Source organism: Streptomyces yokosukanensis, from assembly GCF_001514035.1.
In the GTDB taxonomy this organism is placed as follows: Bacteria; Actinomycetota; Actinomycetes; order Streptomycetales; family Streptomycetaceae; genus Streptomyces; species Streptomyces yokosukanensis.
On sequence record NZ_KQ948215.1, the window covers coordinates 302,785 to 327,282 of the forward strand.

General features: G+C 71.8%; 22 protein-coding genes. 13 read left to right on the forward strand and 9 right to left on the reverse strand.

What is annotated here, in order from left to right; all coding sequences use genetic code 11:
* Positions 1 to 16 precede the first annotated feature (16 nt).
* Positions 17 to 880 carry an Fpg/Nei family DNA glycosylase gene (locus AQI95_RS25660; protein ID WP_067128320.1) on the forward strand — a complete coding sequence of 288 codons (864 nt, stop codon included), beginning with the start codon at positions 17 to 19 and terminating at the stop codon, positions 878 to 880.
* A gap of 52 nt (positions 881 to 932) precedes the next feature.
* Here the strand turns inward: AQI95_RS25660 and AQI95_RS25665 are convergent, their stop codons facing one another.
* The 3 genes from AQI95_RS25665 to AQI95_RS25675 form a co-directional block, all read right to left on the reverse strand.
* Positions 933 to 1,586 (reverse strand): zf-HC2 domain-containing protein, encoded by a 654-nt coding sequence (locus AQI95_RS25665; RefSeq protein ID WP_067128323.1) that lies wholly within the window; start codon positions 1,584 to 1,586, stop codon positions 933 to 935.
* A 151-nt stretch (positions 1,587 to 1,737) separates the two neighbouring features.
* Entirely contained in the window at positions 1,738 to 2,253 is a 516-nt protein-coding gene (locus AQI95_RS25670) for a hypothetical protein (protein WP_067128327.1), read from the reverse strand.
* 144 nt (positions 2,254 to 2,397) lie between these two features.
* Positions 2,398 to 2,967: a sigma-70 family RNA polymerase sigma factor gene (locus tag AQI95_RS25675; protein WP_067128331.1), complete on the reverse strand. Its 570-nt coding sequence runs from the start codon at positions 2,965 to 2,967 to the stop codon at positions 2,398 to 2,400.
* Positions 2,968 to 3,186: 219 nt separating this feature from the next.
* Here AQI95_RS25675 and AQI95_RS25680 point away from each other — a divergent pair, with 219 nt between their 5' ends.
* Positions 3,187 to 4,335, forward strand: coding sequence for a CapA family protein (locus AQI95_RS25680; protein ID WP_067128334.1), 1,149 nt, complete (start codon positions 3,187 to 3,189; stop codon positions 4,333 to 4,335).
* A gap of 30 nt (positions 4,336 to 4,365) precedes the next feature.
* On the opposite strand, the gene AQI95_RS25685 is transcribed toward AQI95_RS25680, so the two are convergent.
* Entirely contained in the window at positions 4,366 to 5,790 is a 1,425-nt protein-coding gene (locus AQI95_RS25685) for an amino acid permease (RefSeq protein WP_067128337.1), read from the reverse strand.
* Positions 5,791 to 5,965: 175 nt separating this feature from the next.
* Entirely contained in the window at positions 5,966 to 6,445 is a 480-nt protein-coding gene (locus tag AQI95_RS25690) for a universal stress protein (RefSeq protein WP_067128340.1), read from the reverse strand.
* A 169-nt stretch (positions 6,446 to 6,614) separates the two neighbouring features.
* On the opposite strand from AQI95_RS25690, the gene lysX reads away from it, so the two are divergent.
* Both lysX and AQI95_RS25700 read left to right on the forward strand, forming a co-directional pair.
* Positions 6,615 to 9,893: a bifunctional lysylphosphatidylglycerol synthetase/lysine--tRNA ligase LysX gene (lysX, locus tag AQI95_RS25695; RefSeq protein ID WP_067128343.1), complete on the forward strand. Its 3,279-nt coding sequence runs from the start codon at positions 6,615 to 6,617 to the stop codon at positions 9,891 to 9,893.
* A 171-nt stretch (positions 9,894 to 10,064) separates the two neighbouring features.
* A complete protein-coding gene (locus AQI95_RS25700; protein ID WP_067128346.1) occupies positions 10,065 to 10,904 on the forward strand; it encodes a polysaccharide deacetylase family protein in 840 nt (279 codons plus the stop codon).
* A gap of 24 nt (positions 10,905 to 10,928) precedes the next feature.
* On the opposite strand, the gene AQI95_RS25705 is transcribed toward AQI95_RS25700, so the two are convergent.
* Positions 10,929 to 11,600, reverse strand: a complete 672-nt coding sequence (locus tag AQI95_RS25705) for a class F sortase (RefSeq protein ID WP_067128349.1) — start codon at positions 11,598 to 11,600, stop codon at positions 10,929 to 10,931.
* Positions 11,601 to 11,835: 235 nt separating this feature from the next.
* On the opposite strand from AQI95_RS25705, the gene AQI95_RS47440 reads away from it, so the two are divergent.
* Positions 11,836 to 12,009, forward strand: a complete 174-nt coding sequence (locus tag AQI95_RS47440; RefSeq protein WP_159056581.1) for a hypothetical protein — start codon at positions 11,836 to 11,838, stop codon at positions 12,007 to 12,009.
* Positions 12,010 to 12,136: 127 nt separating this feature from the next.
* Here AQI95_RS47440 and AQI95_RS25710 read toward each other — a convergent pair whose 3' ends face one another.
* Positions 12,137 to 12,901, reverse strand: coding sequence for a bestrophin-like domain (locus AQI95_RS25710; RefSeq protein ID WP_067128353.1), 765 nt, complete (start codon positions 12,899 to 12,901; stop codon positions 12,137 to 12,139).
* Positions 12,902 to 12,934: 33 nt separating this feature from the next.
* Entirely contained in the window at positions 12,935 to 13,069 is a 135-nt protein-coding gene (locus AQI95_RS49895; protein WP_279617026.1) for a hypothetical protein, read from the reverse strand.
* A gap of 782 nt (positions 13,070 to 13,851) precedes the next feature.
* Here AQI95_RS49895 and AQI95_RS25720 point away from each other — a divergent pair.
* The 3 genes from AQI95_RS25720 (at position 13,852) to AQI95_RS25730 (ending at position 18,127) form a co-directional block, all read left to right on the forward strand.
* Complete coding sequence (locus AQI95_RS25720) at positions 13,852 to 14,808, forward strand: SCO0930 family lipoprotein (RefSeq protein WP_067128359.1); 957 nt, start codon at positions 13,852 to 13,854, stop codon at positions 14,806 to 14,808.
* A gap of 365 nt (positions 14,809 to 15,173) precedes the next feature.
* Positions 15,174 to 15,986 (forward strand): SAM-dependent methyltransferase, encoded by an 813-nt coding sequence (locus AQI95_RS25725; RefSeq protein ID WP_067128362.1) that lies wholly within the window; start codon positions 15,174 to 15,176, stop codon positions 15,984 to 15,986.
* Positions 15,983 to 18,127: a putative bifunctional diguanylate cyclase/phosphodiesterase gene (locus AQI95_RS25730; protein ID WP_067128365.1), complete on the forward strand. Its 2,145-nt coding sequence runs from the start codon at positions 15,983 to 15,985 to the stop codon at positions 18,125 to 18,127. The genes AQI95_RS25725 and AQI95_RS25730 overlap by 4 nt, the downstream gene beginning before the upstream one ends.
* 121 nt (positions 18,128 to 18,248) lie before the next feature.
* Here the strand turns inward: AQI95_RS25730 and AQI95_RS25735 are convergent, their stop codons facing one another.
* Complete coding sequence (locus tag AQI95_RS25735) at positions 18,249 to 19,142, reverse strand: LysR family transcriptional regulator (RefSeq protein WP_067128369.1); 894 nt, start codon at positions 19,140 to 19,142, stop codon at positions 18,249 to 18,251.
* Between the two features lie 120 nt (positions 19,143 to 19,262).
* Between AQI95_RS25735 and AQI95_RS25740 the strand changes: the two genes are divergently transcribed.
* From AQI95_RS25740 to AQI95_RS25760, 5 genes are all read left to right on the forward strand, one after another.
* Positions 19,263 to 19,934: a succinate dehydrogenase gene (locus AQI95_RS25740; protein ID WP_067128372.1), complete on the forward strand. Its 672-nt coding sequence runs from the start codon at positions 19,263 to 19,265 to the stop codon at positions 19,932 to 19,934.
* A 1-nt stretch (position 19,935) separates the two neighbouring features.
* Positions 19,936 to 21,885: a fumarate reductase/succinate dehydrogenase flavoprotein subunit gene (locus tag AQI95_RS25745; RefSeq protein WP_067128375.1), complete on the forward strand. Its 1,950-nt coding sequence runs from the start codon at positions 19,936 to 19,938 to the stop codon at positions 21,883 to 21,885.
* The gene (locus tag AQI95_RS25750) at positions 21,882 to 22,631 is read left to right on the forward strand and encodes a succinate dehydrogenase/fumarate reductase iron-sulfur subunit (protein ID WP_067128378.1); all 750 of its coding nucleotides are present in this window, start codon (positions 21,882 to 21,884) and stop codon (positions 22,629 to 22,631) included. The genes AQI95_RS25745 and AQI95_RS25750 overlap by 4 nt, the downstream gene beginning before the upstream one ends.
* A gap of 250 nt (positions 22,632 to 22,881) precedes the next feature.
* A complete protein-coding gene (locus AQI95_RS25755) occupies positions 22,882 to 23,652 on the forward strand; it encodes a GNAT family N-acetyltransferase (protein WP_067128381.1) in 771 nt (256 codons plus the stop codon).
* A complete protein-coding gene (locus AQI95_RS25760) occupies positions 23,652 to 24,494 on the forward strand; it encodes a lysophospholipid acyltransferase family protein (RefSeq protein ID WP_067128384.1) in 843 nt (280 codons plus the stop codon). Before AQI95_RS25755 ends, AQI95_RS25760 begins: the two co-directional genes overlap by 1 nt.
* Positions 24,495 to 24,498 lie beyond the last annotated feature (4 nt).

Consider the following 24,498-nt stretch of genomic DNA (forward strand, 5'->3'; position numbering starts at 1 on the left):
ATGGCACCCTGGACGTATGCCGGAACTGCCCGAGGTAGAAGCGCTGAAGGACTTCCTCACCGAGCATCTGGTCGGCCTCAGGGTGGCGCGGGTGCTGCCGGTCGCCGTCAGCGTCCTGAAGACGTACGACCCTCCGGTCACCGCTTTCGAGGGCGGCGAGGTGACGGCCGTGCACCGGCACGGCAAGTTCCTGGACCTGGCCGCGGACAGCGGGCTGCACCTGGTGACCCACCTGGCCCGCGCCGGCTGGCTGCAGTGGAGGGACCGGCTCCCGGACGGCCCGCCGAAGCCGGGCAAGGGCCCGCTCGCGCTGCGCGTGGCGCTGGAGACCGGCGAGGGCTTCGACCTCACCGAGGCCGGCACCCAAAAGCGCCTCGCGGTGTACGTCGTCCGCGATCCGCAGACGGTGGAGGGCATCGCCCGCCTCGGCCCGGACCCGCTCGCCCCCGACTTCGACGAGGACCGCCTCACCGCGCTGCTGGCGGACGAGAGACGTCGGCTGAAGGGCGCGCTGCGCGACCAGTCCCTGATCGCGGGCGTCGGCAACGCCTACAGCGACGAGATCCTGCACGCCGCGAAGATGTCCCCGTTCAAGCTCGCCGCCACCCTGACCCCGGACGAGACCCACCGGCTCTACACGGCGCTGCGCACCACGCTGACCGAGGCGGTGGACCGCTCCCGGGGCGTGGCCGCCGGGCGGCTGAAAGCCGAGAAGAAGAGCGGCCTGCGCGTCCACGGCCGCACCGGCGGACCCTGCCCGGTGTGCGGCGACACCATCCGCGAGGTCTCCTTCAGCGACTCCTCGCTGCAGTACTGCCCGACCTGCCAGACGGGTGGCAAGCCCCTCGCGGACCGCAGGCTGTCCCGACTGCTGAAGTGAGCGGTCCGCGCACCGCAGGGCCGCCGGACGACCGCGTCCGTCGGTGTGCGGCCTACGACGCCTCGACGGACACCAGGTGCTGCCCGTCCTCGGTGCGTACCTCGTAGCGGTCGATCTGGTCGGGGCGCAGGGTGGAGGACCCGAGTGCGGTGAAGGTGCCGCTGTCGTGGTCGGCCTCGGACCAGGTGCCGGCGATCTCCTCGGAGCCGTCACGGCCCACGATGACGAAGCGGCAGCGGTGCGGTCCGGTGCCGTCCTTCACCCGCAGCAGCAGTCGGCTGCCCGTGTCCCCGCCGTCGGCCGTGACCTCGGCCCACACCCCGGTCCGCGGATCCGTCGCCGCGGTGACCTGCGCGGCCGGTCCCTCGTGGCCGGCGTAGGCCACGACTCCCGGGGCGGAGACGGCCAGCACGACGGAGGCGGCCAGACCGTACAGAAAGCGTCGACGGCGCACCCGGTGCCGGCGCACGACCTCGCCGAGCAGCCGGTCCAGCAGCCGGGGTCCGGGCTGCGCCATGGGGTGCACAAACCGCGGCGTGGCCCGGCGGTACAGCATCAACTGCCGTGCGGCCGGCCCGAATTCGGTCACCTGTGCCGTGCACTGAGGGCACTGCATGAGGTGGTCCTCGAAGCGGAAGGCCTCCGCCTCGTCCAGCACGCCGAGCGCGTACGCGCCGACGTCGCGATGCCTTTCCAGGGACCTCATGCCGAATCCTCGTGCCGATGGGTGCGGGTGGGGTTACTCCGTGCACCCATCCGTACGCAGCCGACAGTCGAATCACTCAAGCCACCCGCAGAATCCCGGAGAGGAGATTCGGAGCGGCCCGGCCCGCGGATTGGTCCGTTTTCGAGAAACCTCAGAAAAGATGGATCGCCAGATGCCCGAGGGGCAGTCCGAGCCGCCAGGCCGGCGTCCACACCTTCGGCCCGTCGTCCTCGCCGGCCGACCCGCCGCCGCCCGGGACCGCGTCCAGGTCCGGCGCGAGCAGCTCGGTCTCCTCCAGCCAGCGCCAGGCGTCCGCCGCGAGGGCCAGGTCGGGGGAGCGGGTGCCGGACCGCTCGGCCGTCTCGGCCAGCTCGGTCATGCGCTCGTGCACCCAGTCCCGCCACGGCTGGTCGTAGGCGGTCAGCGACAGCCAGTTCTCCAGCTGGGAGATCACCCGGATGCCGGACAGCTCTCCGTCGGTGTCGGACAGGAAGACGGTGAGCGCCAGGGCGTCCCGCCCGGCCCGGAACTCGAAGGACGTCGGTGGCATCAGATCGCCTGTGCGCAGCAGCTCGTCGGCGATGTACTCGGCGTACAACCAGGCCATGGGGACGGCCAGTTCACCGCCGTCGGTGCCGTCCGTGCTCTCGTGCCCTCTGTGCAGCATCCCTTGCCTGCCCTTCCTCCGGTACGTGCGCGTCGCCCGGGTTCCCGGGCTCGGCCCCCGCCCGGAACGCGGATGAGGACAGCCCATTGCCCGAACGGGGGCCACAGCAAGGCGCTTTACCGAGGTTTGACCCGGCCCCCGGTTTCAGTGCAGGTCTGCCGCATAACCCGGAAGGACCCGGCGCAGTGCGCGCAGCGCGTAGAACGCGCGGGACTTCACGGTACCGGGTGGAACGCCCAGGGTCTGCGCCGCTTCCGCCACACTGGCCCCGAGGAAATACACGAGTACCAGGACGTCACGGTGTTCCGGCGTGAGTGTCTTCACAGCCTCCCGGACATCGAGCATCGCGGCGGCCCGTTCCGCGTGATCGGCGGCCACCCGTGCGGTCTCCGGGATCTCGTCGCCGGTCTCCGGGGGCCGGGCCAGCCGGGCCCGCCGGGCGTCGATCGCGAGCCGCCGGGCCACCGTCAGCAGCCAGGGCCGCACCGAGTCGAAGTCGTCGGCGTGCAGTGCCTCTGGATGCTGCCAGGCGCGCACCAGGGTCTCCTGGACGAGGTCCTCGGCGCGCTGCCGGTCTCCGTCGCAGAGTCTGAGCAACAGGGTGAAGAGCGGTCCGCCGTGCTCGCGCTGGAGCGCGGCCAGTTCGTGTTCGGCGGTCGCCGTCCGCTGGGTCGGTGTCACGGTCCCGTGGATGAGTGAGGTTCCGGCCGTCATGGGCGTATGGCAGCACAGGGCGCGGCCGGGGAACAGGGCGTGCGCACGGCTCCGCGGCGAACGGGGCGGTGAACGGTCGGACGAACGTCCGACAAGCGGTCCGGAAGGGCGCCGGATGGGCTAATGACCACGCTCGGGCTGTTTATCGGACAAGCAAGATTCGTACTCATATGCCCGTCACGGCTTTGTCGGTAAATACGACATTCCTGGGGTGAGCTGATGATCGGACGCAGACAACAGGTGGCCCTGGCCCTCACCGCCGTCCTCGCGGCCGCGGCGGCCTGCCAGAACCACGCGCGCGAGCAGTCCGGGCGCGCGGCCCCCGCCGGGTCCGCCCAACGGGGCTTCACCCTTGTCGCCACCGGGGACGTACTGCCGCACACCTCCGTCATCGACCGGGCGGCGTACGACTCCGGCGAGGGCGGCTTCGACTTCAGGCCCATGCTCTCCGGAGTCCAGCCGGTCGTCTCCCGCGCCGATGTAGCGCTGTGCCACATGGAGACCGTCTACGGCGCCGACGGCCAGTACTCCGGCTTCCCCTCCTTCAGGTCACCACCGCAGATCGCCCAGGGCCTCGTCGCGACCGGCTACGACGGCTGCTCCACCGCCTCCAACCACTCCCTGGACGACGGCGCCGCCGGCATCCGCCGCACCCTGGACGCCATGGACCGGGCCGGCCTCCGGCACGCCGGCACCGCCCGCACCGAGACCGAGGCCCGCTCGGTCACGATCCTGAAGGCCGGTCCCGCGCATCTCGCGCATCTCGCGTACACCTTCGGCGCCAACGACGTCCGGCCGCCCGCCGGCCGGCCCTGGGCCGTGAACCGCATCGACGAGCGGCGGATGATCGCCGACGCCCGCGCCGCCCGGAAGGCCGGCGCCGACGTGGTCGTGGTCTCGGTGCACTGGGGCACCGAGTGGCAGGAGGAGCCGGACCAGCTGCAGCTCGGCCTCGCCCGGCGGCTCACCGCCAGCGCCACCGACGGCCGCCCGGACATCGACCTGATCCTCGGCACCCACGCCCATGTCCCGCAGGCGTACGAGAAGGTCAACGGCACCTGGGTGATCTACGGCATGGGAGACCAGATCGCCGGCCAGATGTACAACGCCCAGGGAGTGCGGGACCCGCGCGGCAACGAGTCCACCATCGGCCGCTTCACCTTCGCCCCGCCCGCCGGGCCGGGCGCCCGCTGGCGGGTGGTCAAGGCCGAGTTCATCCCGCAGCTCTACGACCACGAGGCCGGCCGCGTGGTGGACCTCGACCGGGCCGTCGCCGACGGCGCCGGTCTGCGAGGGGTGCGCGACCGCATCCGGGGCGTGGTGCTCAGCCGCGGGGCCGCCAAGGACGGCCTGGTGATGGGCGAGTGACCCGCAGGTGCCCGGCGTGATCCGCGGTGATCAGTCGCCGGGCCGCTGCACCGCCAGCGCCGAACGCCGGTAGGAGTAGCCGAAGTAGATCACGCACCCGATCACGAACCACACCGCGAACCGCACCCAGGTCTCCCACTGCAGGAACGTGATCAGCCAGATCGAGAAGACCACGCCCAGCGCCGGCACCACGGGCATCCACGGCGTACGGAAGGTGCGCGGCAGATCGGGCTGCCGGTAGCGCAGCACGATCACCGCCGTGCACACCACCACGAACGCCAGCAGGATGCCGATGTTGGTCAGCTCGGCCGCCGAGCCGATCGGCACGAACCCCGCGATGGCGGCCGAGCCCACCCCGACGATCCAGGTCACCCTGGTCGGCACATGGCGCGTCGGGTGGGTCTTGGCGAACCACTTGGGCAGCAGCCCGTCGCGGGACATGGAGAACCACACCCGGGTCACGCCCAGCATGAACGTGAACATCACCGTGAGGATGCCGATGATCGCGCCCACCGCGATCACGTCCGCCAGCCCGTTCAGGCCCACCGACTTGAACGCGGTCGAGAAGCCGCTCTCCTTGTCGATGTCCTTGTAGTTCTGCATGCCCGTCAGCACCAGACAGGCCGCGACGTACAGCACCATCGAGATCGCCAGCGAGTAGATGATCGCCTTCGGCATGTGCCGCTGGGCGTCCTTCGACTCCTCGGCCGCCGTCGACATCGCGTCGTAGCCGAACACCGCGAAGAACACGGTCGCCGCGCCCGTGAAGGCGCCGCCCACGCCGTACGGGAAGAACGGGTGGTAGTTCCCCGTGTCGATGTGGAACACGCCCACCCCGATCACCATCAGCACCACCAGCACCTTCAGCGCCACCACCGCGGTCTCGAAGCGGGCCGCGCTGCGCATGCCCAGGTTCAGCAGCCAGGCGATCAGCAGGCACAGGACGGCCGCGAACAGGTCGACACGGTGCCCGTCCCCGGTGCCCGGCGCGCCCAGCATCCAGTGCGGCAGGTTCGCGCCCATCTCCTCGACCAGGAAACTGAAGTAGCCCGAGATGCCGATCGCCACCACCGCCACGATCGCGGTGTACTCCAGCAGCAGGTCCCAGCCGATGAACCAGCCCGCGAACTCGCCCAGCACCGCGTAGCCGTAGGTGTACGCCGACCCCGCCTTCGGGATCAGCCCGGCGAACTCGGCGTACGACAGCGCCGCGCAGGCGCTCGCCAGACCGGCGATCAGGAACGACACCAGCACCGCGGGTCCGGCCGTGCCGTTGGCCACCGTGCCGGCCAGCGTGAAGATGCCCGCGCCGATGATGCCGCCCACGCCGATCGCGGTGAGCTGCCACAGGCCGAGGGACCGGTCGAGCCGGGTGCCCTCGCCGACCTCGGTCTCCTCGATGTGCTCGATGGGTTTGCGGCGGAGAATCCCCTCACCCGAGCGGAGCTTGGCCACGCGTCTCACCTCTTCGCCTACGGCAACGGCTGACGGCGGATCATGATGTCTCAGGGGCGGCGCGCAGGGAAGACGCCACGCACGGCCCGGACCGGCGTCCGGGAGCGGGTCGGCTTTCGCGCTTCGGGGCGGCAGCCGGCTGTGCGTGAGGGCCGACCGCCGCCGCTGCGGCGCCCTACGGGACGACCGTCACCGGCCAGCGTCCCGCCTTCACCAGCCGGACCGCCACCGAGCCGATGATCCGGTGCCCGGCCTGCTCCGAGGCGCCCACGACCACCGCGTCCGCCTTGAGCTCGTCGGCCGCCTTCACCAGGCCGCTGTACGGGTCGCCGCGGAAGGTGTGGAACTCCCAGCGCACCTCGAATATCCCCTTGACCCGCTCGGCCGCCTCCCGGATGTAGGCGACCAGGTCCTCGGCGATCTCGTCGGTCGTCTCCGCCACCGGCGCCCCGAGCGCGGCCCCGGCCGCCAGCACCGGCTGCACGTACACCACGGCCAGCAGCGCGTGCTGCCGCCGGGCGAGCCCGCTCGCGTACGCCGCGGCGCGCAGCGAGGAGTCGGAGCCGTCCACCCCGACCACGATGACCTTCGGCCCGTCCGTACCGCGTTCGAACTGCGCAGGCGAGGGCGAGTGCTGCTCGTGCTGATCCGTCACGGCGTGAGGCTATCGGAACCGGCGGTTCCCGCGGAGGCGCGGGGCCGCCCGCCGACCGGCACGCGCGCGTGTACGTGCGCCGTCGCGGCGGCCGGGCCCGGTGGGTCGGCGCGGGCGTGCGGGCCGTCTCGACGGGCGAGGCGCGCGCCCCCTTCCTACAGTCGACATCATGACCGCCAGCGCGGAGCCCGTCGCACCGAGGGACCTGACGGCCCCGACACGCCCGCCCGCCGGCGGGCGGCTCGGCTGGGTGCCCGAGGCCTTCGCGACGCTCTTCGCCGCGCTCGGCCTGCTGTGCGCCCTGCTCGCGCTCATCGAGCCGCTGCGGCGCCTGCTCCGCCCGGTCGCCCACACCCTCGACGCGCTGCTGGTCCCCATCAGCGCCAACCTGGCCTACGCCGTCTTCCTGTTCCTGCTGGCCGGCGCCACCGCCGCCCGCAAGAAGATCGCCTGGTGGCTGGTCGTCGTCTACCTCGGCCTGCTGGTCCTCACCGACGCACTCGGCGTGGGCCTGGGCATGTACGCCCAGTCACTGGCGTCCCTGGTGCTGTGCGGACTGCTGCTGCTCCTGCTCGTCGTCGCCCGCAAGGAGTTCTACGCCGCCTCCCGCCGCGGCGCCCTGTGGCGGGCCATCGGCGTCCTGCTGGCCGGACTCGCCGTGGCGATCCTGCTCGGCTGGGGCCTGGTCATGCTGTTCCCGGGCACGCTGCCGGCGAACCAGCATCTGGCCTGGGCGGCCGACCGGGTGTGCGGCGGACTCGTCTCGGGCAGTTCCTTCTCCGGTCACCCTCCCCGCAAGGTCACCTTCGTGCTCGGCCTGCTCGGCGCCCTCGCCCTGCTCAACGCGGCCGCCGCACTGTTCCGGTCCCAGCGCCTGGAAGCCGCCCTGCACGGCGACGAGGAGGCCCGCATCCGCGCCCTCCTCGCGGCCTACGGCGAACGGGACTCCCTCGGCTACTTCGCCACCCGCCGGGACAAGGCCGTCGTCTTCTCGCCCAGCGGCAAGGCCGCCGTCACCTACCGCGTCGAGGCCGGCGTCTGCCTCGCCAGCGGCGACCCCGTCGGCGACCCGGAGGCCTGGCCGCACGCCATCGCCGCCTGGCTGGACCTCGCCCGCCGCTACGCCTGGGCGCCCGCCGTGATGGGCGCCTCCGAGGACGGCGCCCGCGCCTTCGCCCGTGCCGGACTCGGCGCCCTCCAGCTCGGCGACGAGGCGATCGTGCACGTGGCCGCCTTCGACCTCGACGGCCGCGACATGCGGGTGACCCGGCAGGCCGTGCACCGCGTCCGCCGCACCGGCGCCACCTGCCGCATCCGCCGCCACGCCACCCTCACCGAACACGAGATGGAGGAGATCGTCGACAAGGCCGACGCCTGGCGCGACACCGAGACCGAACGCGGCTTCTCCATGGCCCTGGACCGGCTCGGCGACCCCGCCGACGGCGACTGCCTGCTCGTGGAGGCCCTCGGCGAGGACGGCCGGCTCCTCGCCCTGCTCTCCTTCGTGCCCTGGGGGCGCGACGGGGTCTCCCTGGACCTGATGCGCCGGGACCGCGCCGCCCCCAACGGGGTCATGGAGTTCATGGCCACCGAACTGTGCGCCGCCGCCCCCAAGCTGGGCGTGCGCCGCATCTCACTGAACTTCGCCGTCTTCCGGTCCGTCTTCGAGGAGGGCGCCCGCATCGGCGCCGGACCGGTCCTCAGGCTCTGGCGCCGGCTGCTGCTGTTCTTCTCCCGCTGGTGGCAGCTGGAGGCCCTGTACCGCTCCAACGCCAAATACCACCCGGAGTGGTACCCGCGGTTCATCTGCTACGGCGAGACCGGCGCCCTCGCCCGCATCGGCCTCGCCTCCGGCATCGCCGAAGGCTTCGTCTCCGTACCGTCGTTGCGCAAACTCTGGGGAAAGGGGCACCCGAAGACCGGGCAGCGGCCCGCGACCGCCCACGGGCTGCCGCCCCTGACGGCGCCCGGCCCCGACGGAGGGGACCTGACCGGGCCCGCCGCCCCGGACGCGGGCCTGCCCGACCAGGTCCGCGTCCGGCACCACAAGCTCGACAGGCTGCGCGCCGCCGGCACCGACCCCTACCCGGTCGGCGTGCCGGCCCCCACACACGCCCTCGCCGACGTGCCCGCGGGGGAGGACGTCACGGTCGCCGGACGGCTCATGATGGTCCGGGACTTCGGCGGCATCGTCTTCGCCGTGCTGCGCGACTGGTCCGGCGACCACCAGATCGCCCTCACCCGCAGCGCCTCGGGCGCCGCCCTCGACCGCTTCACCTCCGCATGCGACATCGGCGACCACATCACCGTCACCGGGCGCACCGGCCGCAGCGACCGGGGCGAACCCACCGTCTTCGCCGACTCCTGGCAGCTGACCGGCAAATGCCTGCGCCCGCTGCCCGACAAACGCCGCGGACTCGCCGACCCCGAGGCCAAGGTCCGCCGCCGCTATCTAGACCTCGCCACCAGCCCCGCCGCCCGCGCCGTGATCCGGGCCCGCTCCGCCGTCGTACAGGCGCTGCGCCAGGGCCTGCTGGACCGCGGCTTCGTCGAGGTCGAGACCCCGATGCTCCAGCAGATCCACGGCGGCGCCAACGCCCGCCCCTTCACCACCCACATCAACGCCTACGACCTCGACCTGTATCTGCGCATCGCCCCCGAGCTGTATCTGAAGCGGCTGTGCGTCGGAGGTCTGGAGAAGGTCTTCGAGCTGGGCCGCACCTTCCGCAACGAGGGCGTCTCCTACAAGCACAACCCCGAGTTCACCATGCTGGAGGCCTACCAGGCGTACGCCGACTACGACGTCATGCTCGACCTCACCCGCGAGCTGATCCAGAGCGCGGCCACCGCCGCCTTCGGCTCCCCGGTGGCCCGCAAGGACGGGCAGGAGTACGACATCTCCGGGCGATGGCCGGTCAGGACGGTGTACGGCGCGGTCTCCGAGGCGGTGGGGGAGGAGATCGGCCCCGGCAGCGAACTGCTGCGCCTGCACCGGCTGTGCGACCGGGCCGGCGTGCCCTACACCGCCGACGACGGACCCGGGGACGTCGTCCTGGAGATGTACGAGCGGCTCGTCGAGGACCGCACCCGACTCCCCACCTTCTACAAGGACTTCCCGACCGACGTCTCACCGCTGACCCGGCAGCACCGCGGCGACCCACGGCTCGCCGAACGCTGGGACCTCGTCGCCTTCGGCACCGAACTCGGCACCGCCTACTCCGAGTTGACCGATCCGGTGGAGCAACGGCGGCGGCTCACCGAGCAGTCGCTGCGGGCCGCCGGCGGCGACCCGGAGGCCATGGAGCTGGACGAGGACTTCCTGCAGGCCCTGGAGTACGCGATGCCCCCGACCGGCGGCCTCGGCCTCGGCGTCGACCGGCTCGTGATGTTCCTCACCGGCCTGACGATCCGCGAGACCCTCCCGTTCCCCCTGGTACGCCGCCGCTGAACCCCGGGCCCGTGCCGCTGAACCCGGGCCCCCGCCGCCCGGCTGCGGGAGCGCCCGGCAGACCCCGTACGGCGGCGGCCACCGCCCGGCACTCGGCCGTCCGGGTGCTTTCCTGCCGCCGCACCGGTGTCGTTGTGGTGCGCCGGAGGCAGGTGGGGCGACTGATGAGTCATGCAGAAGGATCAGTTCTTCACACGGCGCCGGATGATCCTCGCCGGCGCAGCCGCTCTGGGAGCCTCCGCGGGCACCGCCGGAACGATTCTGGCGGGCGGCGCCGAGAAGACACCCCGGCGCGCCGCCGCGCCCGTGCCCGGCCCACAGGCCCGGCCGGCGCTCAAGGGTTCGGCCTTCCGGCTCCGGCCACTCACCGGAGACGGACCGCCGCGTGCCGCGCCGCGCAGGCTGAAGGTCCGCAAGGAGCCCATCCTCCAGATCTCCGGGCGCGGCCGGCACATGATGCTGACCTTCGACGACGGCCCCAACCCGGACTACACCCCGCACATCCTCGACACCCTCGCCAAGTACGACGTGCGCGCGATGTTCTTCGTGTGCGGCGAGTGTGTGGCCGACGACCGCGACCTGGTCGCCCGGATGGCCGACGAGGGCCATGTCGTCGGCAACCACACCTGGACCCATCCGCTGCTGACGACCCTCAACCGCAAGGAGATCCACTCCGAGATGGCGCGCACCAGCGACATCATCGAGGACACCTGTGGCGAGCGCCCGCAGTGGTTCCGCGCACCCTACGGCGCCTGGAACCGGGCCGCGTTCCAACTGGGCGCCGAGATGGGCATGGAGCCGATGGCCTGGACGGTCGACACGACCGACTGGATGGAGCCCGGCACGGACACCATCGTCGACCGGGTGGAGCGCGGTGCCGCCCCCGGCGTCGTGGTGCTCTCCCACGACGCCGGGGGAGACCGTTCGCAGACCGTTCACGCGATCCGTGAATGGCTGCCTCATCTCATCGACTCCGGATACCATCTGACGGTCCCGCGCCGCCGGGTGTGACCGTTCGCCCCCGGCCGCGGTGGTTCAGCTCACCGCGACCAGGCGGGCGGAGACGACGACGTCGCCGTCGTGGCCCTTCTGCTGGGAGAAACCGCCGCCGCAGGTGATGACGCGCAGTTCCGGAGCGCCCTTCGAGCCGTACACGCGATCGCCCGGGAAACCCGCCTTCGGGAAGACCTCGACGCCGTAGGTCTCGAACACCGCGGTCCGACCGTCCTTGCGCAGGACCTCGATCCGGCTCCCCTTCTTCAGGGCCCCGAGTCCGTGGAACACGGCCGGGCCGCGCCGGTTGCCGACGTGCCCCACGATGACGGCGGTGCCGTTCTCGCCGGGGGAGACCGCACCGGTGAACCAGCCCGCCGCGGCGGCGTCGTCCGACGGCGGCGCGGCGACCCGGCCGTCGGAGTCCAGGCCCACCGGCACGACCGCAGCGTCCACCCGGATCGCGGGGATGCGGACCCGGCCGACGGCGGAGAACGCGAGCGGCGCCGAAGGCGCGGAGGGGGTGCCCGTGCCGTCACGGGTGACCGGGGCGGCCGCCGAAGCGGGCTGCGGCGGACCGACGTCGAACTCGCCCGAACCATTGCGCATGAGGGCGAGGCCGCTCAGCAGCAGAAGCGCTGTCACGCCCCACAGGGAACGCCTCCATGGCCGCTTCTCCTGTCCGGCGAGTTCGGACAGCTCGAACACGGACATGTGCCGTCCTCTCTCGACGCGGCCGTCACCACCTCCATCGCGCATGGGAAAACGCTAAGTCCCGTGCGTGCGGCGGGCGACGGGGCAAGTGGCGAACGGGTGGCCGGCGGCCGGTGCGGTGCGCCATCCGAGTTGCGGTTCCGAGGATTTTTCTGACGGTTCGTGACCTGCGGCAATATCCGATGGTGTGCTTTTCGCCCGGCGTGTTGGCTCACCAGGACGGACGATTCTCGACATGCGGGCGTGTTCCGTCCACCCGAACGTCGTCCGGGGAGGTGTTCTCTCGCCGATCGACCGGGAACGGGCCCCGGGCGAACGGCGAGCAGCGACCGACATGGTGATCGGCAGCGGCCTCGTGGCCTCGGCGATCGTCGGGGGTGGCGTGTTCTGGCTGCGCCGCCGCCGATAGAGGAAGACCTGACGTCCGTCGTCCGCCGTGCCGATGCGGCCCCCTCGCCCGGCGGGCGTCACCACGGTCTCGCCCCGGTTCCTGGCGGGAACCGGGGCGAGACCGTGCGTGCGGGCGCGGCCGGGGACTATCCGTTGACGCCCGGGAACAGGTTCATGAACGGTTCCGCGGTCACCGCGATGCCCCGGCTGTAGGGGGCGTCGAAGTCCCAGATGAGGAACAGCATGAACGCGATGGTCGCCGAGAACAGCCCGGCCAGGACCACTTCGCGCCTGGTCCGCCGGATCTGCAGCGCGAACACCATGCCGACGGTGACCACCGCCCCGGCGAGCAGGCCCCACCAGACCACCGGCGGCATGGTGGCCTCGGTGGAGTCGGCACGCGCGTTGCGCGCCTGGTCGGCGGCGGTCATCTGGTCGAGCAGCGGCTGGTAGGCCTGTGCCTCGAAGTCGTTCTTCGGCTGGTAGTCGGTGACGTCCTGGCGGACCTTCTGCAGCAGCTGCGTGCCGCGGTCGGTGACGCGCTCGTGGTTCGCCATCGTCTTCCACTCGTGGTCCACGACGTAGCCGACATAGGCGTTGACGTCGGCCCGGATCTTGTCACGGACGTCCGTCGGGTACACCCGGACCCGCTCCGAGATCTCGTGCAGCGCCTGGGCCTCGCTCTGCACATGGTCCTGGGCGGAGCTGCGGGCCTCCCACACGCCCGCGATGGCCAGACCCAGGACGATGGCGTAGACGACGCCGATCCACATCGTCATGTACTCGATGACGTCCGGGGTCTCGCTGGGATCCTCGTCCTCGGGCGCCCGCTTGTGCCGTACGAGGGTGACGATCACCACCACGGCGCAGGCCGCCAGCATCGCGAGGACGAGAACAAGCCAATCCGGCAACGGATACCTCCAGAAAATGAGCTGGCCGACGCGTCAGCGCGGGCGCAGGGCCGCGACGGCGACGATCGCCGGAACGGTGATGAGCAGGACGTAGACGACCGGCGTGGTGCGGCCCGGCGCGGTGTGTGCGACGGGATGGGGGCGGTACGCCGGATAGCTGACCCGCACGGCGAGGCGGTGCGCCGTCCGCGTCGGTGTCGGCTCGGGCGTCGGCTCGGGCCGGGGTGCCGGTGGCGGGGTGGGGGCGGGCGTCGGTGTCGGCCGCGGTGCCGGCGGAGCCGGAGCGGGCCGGGCCGGCGGCCTCGGCTCCGGGGTGGGTTTCGGCACCGGGCGCGGCGTCGGCGTGGGTTTCGGCCGTGGCGCCGGCGGTGGCGGCGGTGGTGGTGGCTTCGGGGTCGGCGTCGGGGTGGGCGTGGGTGGGCACGGCGGCAGGGTGGGGCTCGGCCAGGGTGGCGGGGTCGGCCAGTGGTGGCCGCCGGCGTAGGCCACCGCCGCGGTGCCGTCCGGGCCCGCCGAGGCATACGCACAGGCGTCGGCCGACGCGCTGCCGACCGGGCAGCCCACCAGGGTCCAGGTCAACGTCACCAGGGCCAACACCCGTGCGGCAGGCGCGCGTCGGGTCGCTTCGGGTCCATGCACGACGAAGATCATGGGGGTGCGGAACCCGGTCGTACGCCGTAGTGCGCCCGGATTGCTCCGAAGGGGGGACATAGCGCGATCAATGGTTTGACGCGGGGAAGGGAACGACGGGCCCGGGACGGACACCTGTACGGACCTCGCGCGGCGGTGCGCGTTTCGGGCTTTCGCATCGCGAGTCACAGGGTCCGGAAAGATTTTCCCGAAGAACTTCCCCTCCCCGTTGAACGCTCCGGCCCCCTCGGTGCGTACCCATGGCCGTGCGGCGGCGCGGCAGAGCGCTGCAACATCCAGGCGAATATGGGGAGTTGGACATGAAGACCTCCTGGCGGACCGCCTCACTGGTGGCGACAGCCGCTTCGGTGCTGGCGCTGACGACGGCGTGCGGTCAGGACAACGGCACCACCTCGGCCTCCGCGGCGCAGAACGTCGGTGCCACCGCGCCGGCGGGCAGCCCGACCACCGGAGCCGGCACGAGCGCGGGCAACGGGTACGGTGCCGACGGCAACCAGGGGTCCAGCTCCCCGGCCCCGGCCGCCCCCGCGGGCAAGCTGACCGTGGCCGCCAACCCCGATCTCGGCAATGTGCTGACCGACGGCTCCGGCCTCACGCTCTACCGTTTCGACAAGGACACCGCCAATCCGCCCAAGTCGGACTGTGCCGGCGACTGCGCCACCACCTGGCCGCCGGTGCCCGCCGACGACGCCACCGCCGGCGCCGGTATCGACAAGGCGCTGCTCGGCGAGGTCACCCGCGCCGACGGCAGCAAGCAGCTCACCGTCGGCGGCTGGCCCGCCTACCGCTACGTCAAGGACGTCAACGCCGGGGACCTCAACGGCCAGGGCGTGGGCGGCAAGTGGTTCGCGCTCGCCCCCGACGGCAAGAAGGCCTCGAAGGCCTCCCTGCCGGGGCTGTCCGTGCGCAAGGACCCCAAGCTCGGCGACATCGTCGTCGACAAGAACGGCAGGACGGTCTACCGCTTCCTGAAGGACAAGGCCTGGCCGAAGTCCGTCTCGAACTGCACCGGAGCCTGCCTCGAGAAGTGGCCGGCCGTCGCTGTGGTCAAGGCGGAGGACACCCGGGGCGTCAAGAAGAAGGGCCTGATGGGCTTCACCCGTCCCGACGGCGTGAAGCAGATGACCGTCAACTGCTGGCCGATCTACACCTTCTCCGGGGACAAGGCCCCCGGCGACACCAACGGTCAGGGCGTGGGCGGCACCTGGTACGCCGTCTCGCCCGACGGAAAGCCGGTCGGCGCGCCGGGCAACTAGATCCCCTCCCCAGGGTCGATCGCCCCGCCCGACCCGGAGCGCCACCGAAGGTCCGCCCCCCTCCGCACCGCACGGAGGGGGGCGGACCGTTGTGCGCGGGGTGCATACGCGGAGGTGTGCATCCGGGCGTGCGCACGCGGGGGTTGTGCATGTGCGTCCGTGCATGTGGGGTGTGCATGCGGGGAGGCAGCGGGCCAACCCCGGCGGAGCCGTCACACAGCGGGGTCATACGGGCACTTGCCGCAGGCAGTGGCGGGGAACGGACGGTCAATTTCCGGTTTGGGTCGCTCCTTTGGCGGGCGATCAGTAGCCTCAGCTCGAACACCGGATCGCCTGTCCCTGTCGTCTACCCCTTGGAGAGATACATGGAGCGCCCCGCCTGGGCCCCCCGGAGCATCGACATCTCCGTGCCGAGCGTCTCGCGGATCTACGACTTCTACCTGGGCGGTTCGCACAACTTCGAGGTGGACCGGGAAGCGGCCCGCAAGGCGCTGGAGTTCATGCCGGGACTGCCGAAGACCATGCAGGCCAACCGGGCGTTCATGCGGCGCGCCGTGCGGTTCGCGGCCCAGCAGGGCATCACCCAGTACCTGGACATCGGCTCGGGCATCCCGACGTTCGGCAACGTCCACGAGGTGGCCCAGGCGGCCGCGCCGGGTGCCCGCGTGGTCTACGTCGACCACGACCCGGTCGCCGTCGCGCACAGCCAGGCCGTACTCGCGGCCAACGAGGACGCGGACGTGGTCGCGGCGGACCTGCGCAAGCCGCAGGAGATCCTCTCCAGCCCCGAGGTGGAGCGACTGATCGACCTGAACCGTCCGGTCGCCCTCCTCCTCGTTGCCATACTGCACTTCGTGGAAGACGCGGACGACCCCTACGGTGCGGTGGCCGAGCTGCGCGCGGCGCTCGCGCCCGGCAGCCTGCTGATCCTCACCCATGCCTCGTACGAGGGAATCCCGGTGCCTGCCGAGCGGGCCGAGGGCGTGGCGGACGTATACAAGGACATTCGCAACCCGCTGATCATGCGCTCGCGCGACGGGATCGCGCGGTTCTTCGAGGGGTACGACATGGTGGAACCCGGACTGGTGCCGATGCCGCGCTGGCGGCCGGAGTCGGCGCCGGAGGACGAGGATCCGTTCGCCTTCTCCGGATTCGCCGGCGTGGGGCGTACGGCGTGAGGGCGGAGCCGGACGGACCGGAGGACAGACTGCGCCGGTTCACGACGATCTGGAGCCGCGCCGTCTACCCCGTGACCTCCACATCGCTGACCCGCGCGGAGTTCGAGGAGGAACTGCGGCCGCTGGCGCACCGCCTGAGCGAGCTGCTGCGCGCCCGCGGCTTCGACGCGGACGGCGCGAAGGCGGTCGGCGGCGCGCTGGTCGGCGCGCACTGCACCGACCCCGAGGCGCTCGCCCGGACCCTGGACTGCGTCGACGCCTATCTCGTGCTGTACTGCGCCGGGGACGGTCCGCAGGACGAGGCGCGGATGCGTTCCTCGCGGCTGCAGCACGCGATGGCCGCCGGGTACGCCGAGGCGCTGCGCGAGCGCACGCTCGCCGAGCAGGAGTCCATCGCCCAGGCGGCGTTGCGGGCCCAGGGGGTGGTCGCCCAGGCCCTGCACGCCAGCGAGGCCCGCTTCCGCGCGGTCTTCGAGGGGGCTGCCATAGGAATCGGCATCGCCGACCTCGACGGCACCGTCCTTCAGGTCAACGAGGCGCTCATGCGCATGTTCGGGCTCTCCGAGCACACCCTGCGCGGCCGCCGGGTGCAGGACTGGGTGCATCCCGAGGACGCGCCGCAGACCTGGAAGCTCTACGACGAACTCGTCCGGGGCGAGCGCGAGCACTACCACCTCGAAAAGGCCTTCAACCGGCCCGACGGCACGGTCCTGTGGACCAATCTGACCGTCTCCCTGCTGCGCGACGCCGACGGCGCACCGCAGTACCAGCTGGCCCTCATGGAGGACACCACCGAGCGCCGGCTGCTCAACCTCCGGCTGCGCTACGAGGCGACGCACGACGCCCTCACCGGCCTGCCCAACCGGACGCTGTTCTTCGAGCGCCTGGAGAAGGTGCTGGGCGCGGGCGACAGCCAGCGGTTCGGGCTGTGCTACCTCGACCTGGACGGCTTCAAGACCGTCAACGACAGCCTCGGGCACGCGGCCGGAGACCGGCTGCTGGTGGAGGTCGCCGACCGGCTGCAGTCCTGTGCGACCGCGCCCGGTGAGATGGTCGCCCGGCTCGGCGGCGACGAGTTCGTGGCCCTGACCACCGGGCCGGGCAGCGAGCGCGCGGTGGACGAACTCGCCGAGCGCATCATGAACGCCCTGATCACCCCGATCAGCATCGACGGCCGGGACCTGATGGTGCGCGGGAGCCTCGGCATCGTCGAGGGCCCGTCCGGTGAGCGCACGGCGGCGGAAGTGCTGCGCAGCGCCGACATCACGATGTACCGGGCCAAGTCGGCGGGCGGCAACCGTTCCGAGCTGGCCGACCCGGAGGCCGACGCCCGCGCCATCACCCGGCACGGCCTCACCACGGCCCTCCCCACGGCCCTGGAGCGCGGCGAGTTCTTCATCGAGTACCAGCCGCTCGTCCACCTCGGCGACGGCAGTGTGCGCGGCGCCGAGGCCCTGGTGCGCTGGCTGCACCCGCAGCACGGAGTGCTCGGCCCCGACCGCTTCATCCCGCTCGCCGAGCACACCGGACTGATCGTCCCGCTGGGCCGCTGGGTCCTGGAGGAATCCATCCGGCAGGCCCGCGCCTGGCGAGAACGCCATGGTGAGGAGTCGGACGCCGGTCCGCTGCGCATCAACGTCAACCTCTCGCCGTGCCAGCTCAGCCATCCGGGTCTGGTACAGGACACCGTCGAGATCCTGGAGCGGGCGGGCGTCGCCCCGGACGCCCTGTGCCTGGAGGTCACCGAGTCCGCGCTGATCGGCGCCGACGACGATCTGCTCAAGCCGCTGCACCGGCTCGCCGAGATGGGCGTCGACATCGCCCTGGACGACTTCGGCACCGGGTACTCCAACCTGGCCAATCTGCGCCGTCTGCCGGTGCGCATCCTCAAGCTGGACCGCTCCTTCACCCAGGGCATGCAGCAGTTCCCCGCCGACCCCGTCGACCTGAAGATCGTCGAGGGGATCGTCACGCTCGCCCACAGCCTCGACCTCGCGGTCACCGTCGAGGGCGTGGAAACCGGAGCCCAGGCCGAGCAGTTGCGGATACTGGGCTGCGACACGGCCCAGGGCTGGTACTACGCCCGTCCGGGGCCACCGGAACGCCTGCACGACCTGGCACTGGTGGACGCGACGGGGTGAGTGAGGGGGCTGTGGGGGGCGTAGCCCCCACAAGGGGCGCGGGGAACTGGGCGACAAGCCACCGCGCACCCGTGGCCCGAAGCGGCCCTTCCGGTGCAGACGCACCCGTCGACGCGTGCCCTCACCGCTCGAGCAGCATCCGCTGCAGCTCCCTGGCGGCCCGCGGCGGAGCCACGTCGCTGCGGTGGGCCAACGCGATGGTCCGCCGCAGCCCCGGCCGAGCCAACGGGGTGACCCGCAATCCCTGCCCGGCCCGCGTGGCGACCATCCGCGGCACCACGGCGATCCCCAACCCGGCCCGGACGAACCCCAGCACCGCGTCCATCTCGCCGCCCTCGACGGCGAACTCCGGCTCGAACCCGGCGGAGCGACACGCCGCGACCGTCAGTTCCCTGAGGTCGTAGCCGTGCCGGAACATCACCAGGCGCTCGCCCTCCAGGTCCACGACGCGCACGACCCGGCCGCCCTCACCGGAGCTGCCCGGCGCCGGGGCCTCCGGTGAGGACACCACGACCAGGTCCTCGCGCAGCAGCTCCACCGTGGTGAGCGCCGGCGCCGGCGTCGGCAGGGGCAGGACGACCAACGCGAGATCGAGGGCGCCGCGCGCCAGCTCCCGCACCAGGTCGTGCGAACCGCCCTCCTCGATCAGCAGCCGGACACCGGGGTAGCGGTCGTGGAACGCACGCAGCACATCCGGCAGCAGCCCCGTGCACAGACTCGGCGTCGCCCCGAGCCGCACCCGGCCCCGGCGCAGCTGCACCAGCTCCTGCACCTCGTGACGGGCGGTGTCCGCGTCGGCCAGGATCCGGCGGGCCAGCGGCAGCAGCGCCTCGCCCGCGTCGGTGAGCGTGATGTTGCCGCGGGCACGAAGGAACAGATCCGCGCCCAGCTCCCGCTCCAGCGCCTTGATCTGCTGCGACAGCGAGGGCTGGGCGATATGCACCAGCTCGGCGGCCCGGGTGAAGTGCCGGGTCTCGGCAACGGCGACAAAGTACTGAAGCTGCTGGAACTGCATGGTGTCACCATAGCTTCTGCCTATGGAAACGAGCCGTACCATGTCTTGGACTGATGGGACCCTTCGGCCCTAGCGTGCTGTTCCATGGCTCTGGCAACGCGGACGGACCGACGGCCGTCCATGGCGCGCACGATGTGGGACTCCTCCGTCGGCAAGAAGACGGTGATGGCCGTCAGCGGCATGATCATGCTGCTGTACCTGGTCGCGCACATGATCGGCAATCTGAAGATCTACTTCGGAGCGGGCGAGTTCAACCACTACGCCCACTGGCTGCGCACCGTCGGCGAACCCTTCATGCACTACGAGTGGACGCTCTGGCTCATCCGGATCGTCCTCGTCGTCGCCGTGGTCGCCCACGCCACGTCCGCGTACCAGCTCAGCCGACGCGACATCAAGGCGCGGCCCCGCAAGTACGTCCACGCAAGGCCCCGGGCGAGCTACGCCACCCGCACCATGCGCTGGGGCGGGATCATCCTCGGCCTGTTCATCGTCTGGCACATCCTGGACCTGACCACCGGCACCGTGCACTCCGGCGGCTTCCAGGAGGGCCACCCCTACCAGAACGTGGTCGACACCTTCTCCACCTGGTACGGCAACGTCATCTACATCGTCGCGATGCTCGCGCTCGGCCTGCACATCCGGCACGGCTTCTGGAGCGCCGCGCAGACCCTCGGCGTCGGCAGCCGCGCCCGCGACCGCGCCCTGAAGACCGTCGCCGACGTCCTCGCGCTGCTGCTCACAGCCGGCTTCATCGCCGTACCCGTGGGCGTCATGACCGGAGTGGTGAGCTGACATGACCGAATACGTGAACTACGCGACGGGCGAGCCGGTCGTCGACCCCAAGGCCCCGTCCGGCCCGATCGCCGAGCGCTGGGACAAGCGCCGCTTCGAGGCCAAGCTGGTCAACCCCGCCAACCGGCGCAAGCACACGATCATCGTCGTCGGCACCGGCCTCGCGGGCGGCTCCGCCGGCGCGACCCTCGCCGAACAGGGCTACCACGTCGTCCAGTTCTGCTACCAGGACTCCCCGCGCCGCGCCCACTCCATCGCCGCGCAGGGCGGCATCAACGCGGCGAAGAACTACCGCAACGACGGCGACTCGATCCACCGGCTGTTCTACGACACCGTCAAGGGCGGCGACTTCCGCGCCCGCGAGTCCAACGTGCACCGGCTCGCGCAGATCTCGGTCGAGATCATCGACCAGTGCGTGGCCCAGGGCGTGCCCTTCGCCCGCGAGTACGGCGGCCTGCTCGACACCCGCTCCTTCGGCGGCGTCCAGGTCTCGCGCACCTTCTACGCCCGCGGCCAGACGGGCCAGCAGCTGCTGCTCGGCGCCTACCAGGCGCTGTCGCGGCAGATCGCCGCCGGGAACGTGGAGATGCATCCGCGCACCGAGATGCTGGACCTGATCGTCGTGGACGGGCGGGCACGCGGCATCGTGGCCCGCGATCTGATCACGGGTCGTATCGACACGTACTTCGCCGACGCGGTGGTGCTGGCTTCGGGCGGGTACGGCAACGTCTTCTACCTGTCGACCAACGCCATGAACTCCAACGCGACCGCGGCCTGGCGGGCGCACCGGCGCGGCGCGTACTTCGCCAACCCCTGCTTCACCCAGATCCATCCGACCTGCATCCCGCGCACCGGCGACCACCAGTCCAAGCTGACGCTGATGAGCGAGTCGCTGCGCAACGACGGCCGGATCTGGGTGCCCAGGGCCAAGGGCGACACCCGCCCGCCGAACCAGATCCCCGAGGACGAGCGCGACTACTACCTGGAGCGCATCTACCCGTCCTTCGGCAACCTGGTCCCGCGTGACATCGCCTCCCGCGCCGCGAAGAACGTCTGCGACGAAGGGAAGGGCGTCGGCCCCGGCGGCCAGGGCGTGTACCTGGACTTCGCGGACGCGATACGGCGCATGGGCCGATCGGCCGTCGAGGCCAAGTACGGCAACCTCTTCGACATGTACCAGCGGATCACCGACGAGGATCCGTACGAGGTGCCGATGCGGATCTACCCGGCCGTGCACTACACCATGGGCGGACTGTGGGTGGACTACGACCTGCAGACCACCGTGCCGGGCCTGTTCGCGATCGGCGAGGCCAACTTCTCCGACCACGGGGCCAACCGGCTCGGCGCCTCCGCGCTGATGCAGGGCCTGGCCGACGGCTACTTCGTGCTGCCGGCCACCATCAACGACTACCTGGCCCGCAACCCCCACCAGGAGCCGGTGACCGACGAACACCCCGTCGTACAGGAGGTGCTGGCCGAGACCGAGGACCGGCTCAACCTGCTGCTTTCCGTCGCCGGCGACCGCACCCCGGACTCCTTCCACCGCGAACTCGGCGAGCTGATGTGGGAGTTCTGCGGCATGGCGCGCACCGACGCCGGGCTGCACAAGGCCCTGGAGCGCATCCCGCAGATCCGCGAGGAGTTCTGGCGGCGCATCAAGGTGCCCGGCTCCGGCGAGGAGTTCAACCAGTCGCTGGAGAAGGCCAACCGCATCGTCGACTACCTGGAGCTGGCCGAGCTGATGTGCCTCGACGCGCTGCACCGCGCCGAGTCCTGCGGCGGCCACTTCCGCGAGGAGTCCCAGACCCCGGACGGTGAAGCCGCCCGCAGGGACGAGGAGTTCGGCTACGCGGCCGCCTGGGAGTTCACCGGTACGAGCACCGCTCCCGTCCTGCACAAGGAAGACCTGGTCTTCGAGTACGTCCACCCCACCCAGCGGAGCTACGCATGAAGCTCACCCTGCGCGTCTGGCGGCAGAAGAACGCCGACGCCGACGGCGCCATGTCCACGTACGAGGTGGACGGCATCTCCACCGACATGTCCTTCCTGGAGATGCTCGACGTCCTCAACGAACAGCTCATCCTGTCCGGCGAGGACCCCGTCGCCTTCGACCACGACTGCCGCGAGGGCATCTGCGGCGCGTGCTCGCTCGTCATCAACGGCGACGCGCACGGTCCCGAGCGCACCACCACCTGCCAGCTGCACATGCGGTCCTTCAAGGACGGCGACACGATCGACATCGAGCCGTGGCGGGCCGCCGCCTTCCCCGTGATCAAGGACCTGGTCGTCGACCGGTCCGCGTTCGACCGGATCATCCGGTCCGGCGGCTACATCACCGCGCCGACCGGATCCGCGCCCGAGGCGCATGCCACACCGGTGCCCAAGGCCGACGCCGACTTCGCCTTCGAGCACGCGGAGTGCATCGGGTGCGGGGCGTGTGTGGCCGCGTGCCCCAACGGCGCGGCCATGCTGTTCACCTCCGCCAAGATCAACCATCTGAACGTGCTGCCCCAGGGGGCGCCCGAGCGCGAGACGCGGGTGCTGGACATGGTGGCGCAGATGGACGCGGAGGGCTTCGGCGGGTGCACGCTGACGGGGGAGTGCGCGACCGCCTGCCCCAAGGGGATTCCGCTGGTGTCGATCACCCGGATGAACAAGGAGTGGCTGCGGGCCACCCGCAAGGCGGGCAAGCGGTAGCGCCCCGCCGACGAGGAGACGTTCGCCACGACAACAGGGGGCGGACGGGCGGGGCCGGGAGCGGTGCTCTTCCCGGCCCCGTCTGGCTTTCCGTGATCGCCGGGCCCCCGGCGTTCAACATTCCCACATCCTCTCTCCTGGCACAGGTCACGCGCAGGCCAACCGGCGTCGGAAGAACAGTCGAGGCGGGTCGTACGCGCGGCCCGCCGCCGTCGCCGTCGCCGAACCGGCCCGTGACCAGGAGAGAGCCATGACCGGCGTTTCCACCCTAGACCGCCCCCCGCAGCCCGCGGCACCGACCCGCTACACGGTGACCCTCGCCCGTGACGAGGACGACGTGCGCGCCGCGCAGCGGCTGCGGCACGACGTCTTCGCCGGCGAGATGGGGGCCCTGCTGGCCACCCCGCAGCCGGGCCTGGACGTCGACGCCTTCGACGCCTACTGCGACCACCTGCTGGTGCGCGACACCATGACCGGCGAGGTCGTCGGCACCTACCGGCTGCTGCCGCCGGAGCGGGCCGCGGTCGCCGGGCGGCTCTACTCGGAGGGCGAGTTCGAACTGGGCGGGCTCGACGCGATCCGGCCCTCCCTGGTCGAGGTCGGCCGCTCCTGCGTGCACCCCGACCACCGCGACGGCGCCGTCATCAGCCTGATCTGGGCCGGGATAGCGCGCTACATGGTCGACCGCGGGCACGAGTGGCTGGCGGGCTGCTGCTCGGTGCCGCTCGCCGACGGCGGAACCCTCGCGACGGCCACCTGGGAGCGGGTGCGCGCCAAGCATCTGGCGCCCGAGGAGTACCGGGTGCGGCCGCTGCTGCCGTGGGTCCCGAACGCCGAGGCCCCGGCCGGTCACACCGACCTGCCCGCCCTGCTCCGCGGCTACCTGCGCCTGGGCGCCTGGGTGTGCGGCGAGCCCGCGCACGACCCGGACTTCGGGGTCGCCGACCTGTACGTGCTGCTGCCGATGCGCCGGGTCAACTCGCGCTATCTGCGGCACTTCCTCTCCCTCGTGCCGGCCTGATGAGCGTCTGGCTGCCCAGCGCGCCCTGCACCCCGGGCGCCTGTGTGGAGCCGGCCCCGGCCGCCGCGGCCGTACCCCGCGCCGTGCTGCGGCTGACCGCGGTCGTGGTCCTGATGCTGGCCGGGATCGTGCTGTCCCCACTCGGCGGGAGGATCCCCGCCGAGTGGGTCAGGCGGTGGTGCCGGGCGATCGTGCGGGCCATCGGGGTCCAGGTCCGCCTCACCGGCGCCGCCGCACCGGCCGGCGGACTGCTGCTGGTCGCCAACCACGTCTCGTGGCTGGACATCCCGCTGCTGACCGCCGTACGCCCCGCCCGGATGCTCGCCAAGACCGAGATCCGCCAGTGGCCGGTGGCGGGCGCGCTGGCCGCGCAGGGCGGGGTCCTGTTCATCGAGCGCGACCGGCTGCGTGCCCTGCCCGAGACGGTCGCCCGGATCGCCGAGGCCCTGCGCCAGGGCGCGGCCGTGGCCGCCTTCCCGGAGGGCAGCACCTGGTGCGGCCGGGCCCACGGCCGCTTCCACCGGGCCGTCTTCCAGGCCGCCCTCGACGCGGGTGTGCCCGTGCAGCCGGTCAGCCTGCGCTACCGGCAGACCGGCGGCGGACCGACCACCGCGACGGCGTTCGTCGGCGAGGACACCCTGCTCGCGTCCCTGTGGCGGGTGGCCCGTACCCGGGGCCTGATCGCGGAGGTGGAGATACGGCCGGTGATCCCGCCGGGCAGCCACCCCGACCGCCGCTCCCTCGCCCGCGCCGCCCAGCCGGTCACCTCGGAGCCGGCCTGGACCCACACGGCCCTGGTCGCGGGGCGGCCCGGGCAGGCGGTCCCCGTCCGCGCGGGATAGCCGT

What these genes read in the sequence shown, in the direction of transcription:
- AQI95_RS25750 (WP_067128378.1), top strand. Translation starts at nt 21,882, where the DNA reads ATGAAGCTCACCCTGCGCGTCTGGCGGCAGAAGAACGCCGACGCCGAC.
- AQI95_RS25725 (WP_067128362.1), top strand. Translation starts at nt 15,174, where the DNA reads ATGGAGCGCCCCGCCTGGGCCCCCCGGAGCATCGACATCTCCGTGCCG.
- AQI95_RS25680 (WP_067128334.1), top strand. Translation starts at nt 3,187, where the DNA reads ATGATCGGACGCAGACAACAGGTGGCCCTGGCCCTCACCGCCGTCCTC.
- AQI95_RS25700 (WP_067128346.1), top strand. Translation starts at nt 10,065, where the DNA reads ATGCAGAAGGATCAGTTCTTCACACGGCGCCGGATGATCCTCGCCGGC.
- AQI95_RS25735 (WP_067128369.1), bottom strand. Translation starts at nt 19,142, where the DNA reads ATGCAGTTCCAGCAGCTTCAGTACTTTGTCGCCGTTGCCGAGACCCGG.
- AQI95_RS25745 (WP_067128375.1), top strand. Translation starts at nt 19,936, where the DNA reads ATGACCGAATACGTGAACTACGCGACGGGCGAGCCGGTCGTCGACCCC.
- lysX (WP_067128343.1), top strand. Translation starts at nt 6,615, where the DNA reads ATGACCGCCAGCGCGGAGCCCGTCGCACCGAGGGACCTGACGGCCCCG.
- AQI95_RS25760 (WP_067128384.1), top strand. Translation starts at nt 23,652, where the DNA reads ATGAGCGTCTGGCTGCCCAGCGCGCCCTGCACCCCGGGCGCCTGTGTG.
- AQI95_RS25720 (WP_067128359.1), top strand. Translation starts at nt 13,852, where the DNA reads ATGAAGACCTCCTGGCGGACCGCCTCACTGGTGGCGACAGCCGCTTCG.
- AQI95_RS47440 (WP_159056581.1), top strand. Translation starts at nt 11,836, where the DNA reads ATGCGGGCGTGTTCCGTCCACCCGAACGTCGTCCGGGGAGGTGTTCTC.
- AQI95_RS25755 (WP_067128381.1), top strand. Translation starts at nt 22,882, where the DNA reads ATGACCGGCGTTTCCACCCTAGACCGCCCCCCGCAGCCCGCGGCACCG.
- AQI95_RS25705 (WP_067128349.1), bottom strand. Translation starts at nt 11,600, where the DNA reads ATGTCCGTGTTCGAGCTGTCCGAACTCGCCGGACAGGAGAAGCGGCCA.
- AQI95_RS25665 (WP_067128323.1), bottom strand. Translation starts at nt 1,586, where the DNA reads ATGAGGTCCCTGGAAAGGCATCGCGACGTCGGCGCGTACGCGCTCGGC.
- AQI95_RS25740 (WP_067128372.1), top strand. Translation starts at nt 19,263, where the DNA reads ATGGCGCGCACGATGTGGGACTCCTCCGTCGGCAAGAAGACGGTGATG.
- AQI95_RS25660 (WP_067128320.1), top strand. Translation starts at nt 17, where the DNA reads ATGCCGGAACTGCCCGAGGTAGAAGCGCTGAAGGACTTCCTCACCGAG.
- AQI95_RS25670 (WP_067128327.1), bottom strand. Translation starts at nt 2,253, where the DNA reads ATGCTGCACAGAGGGCACGAGAGCACGGACGGCACCGACGGCGGTGAA.
- AQI95_RS25675 (WP_067128331.1), bottom strand. Translation starts at nt 2,967, where the DNA reads ATGACGGCCGGAACCTCACTCATCCACGGGACCGTGACACCGACCCAG.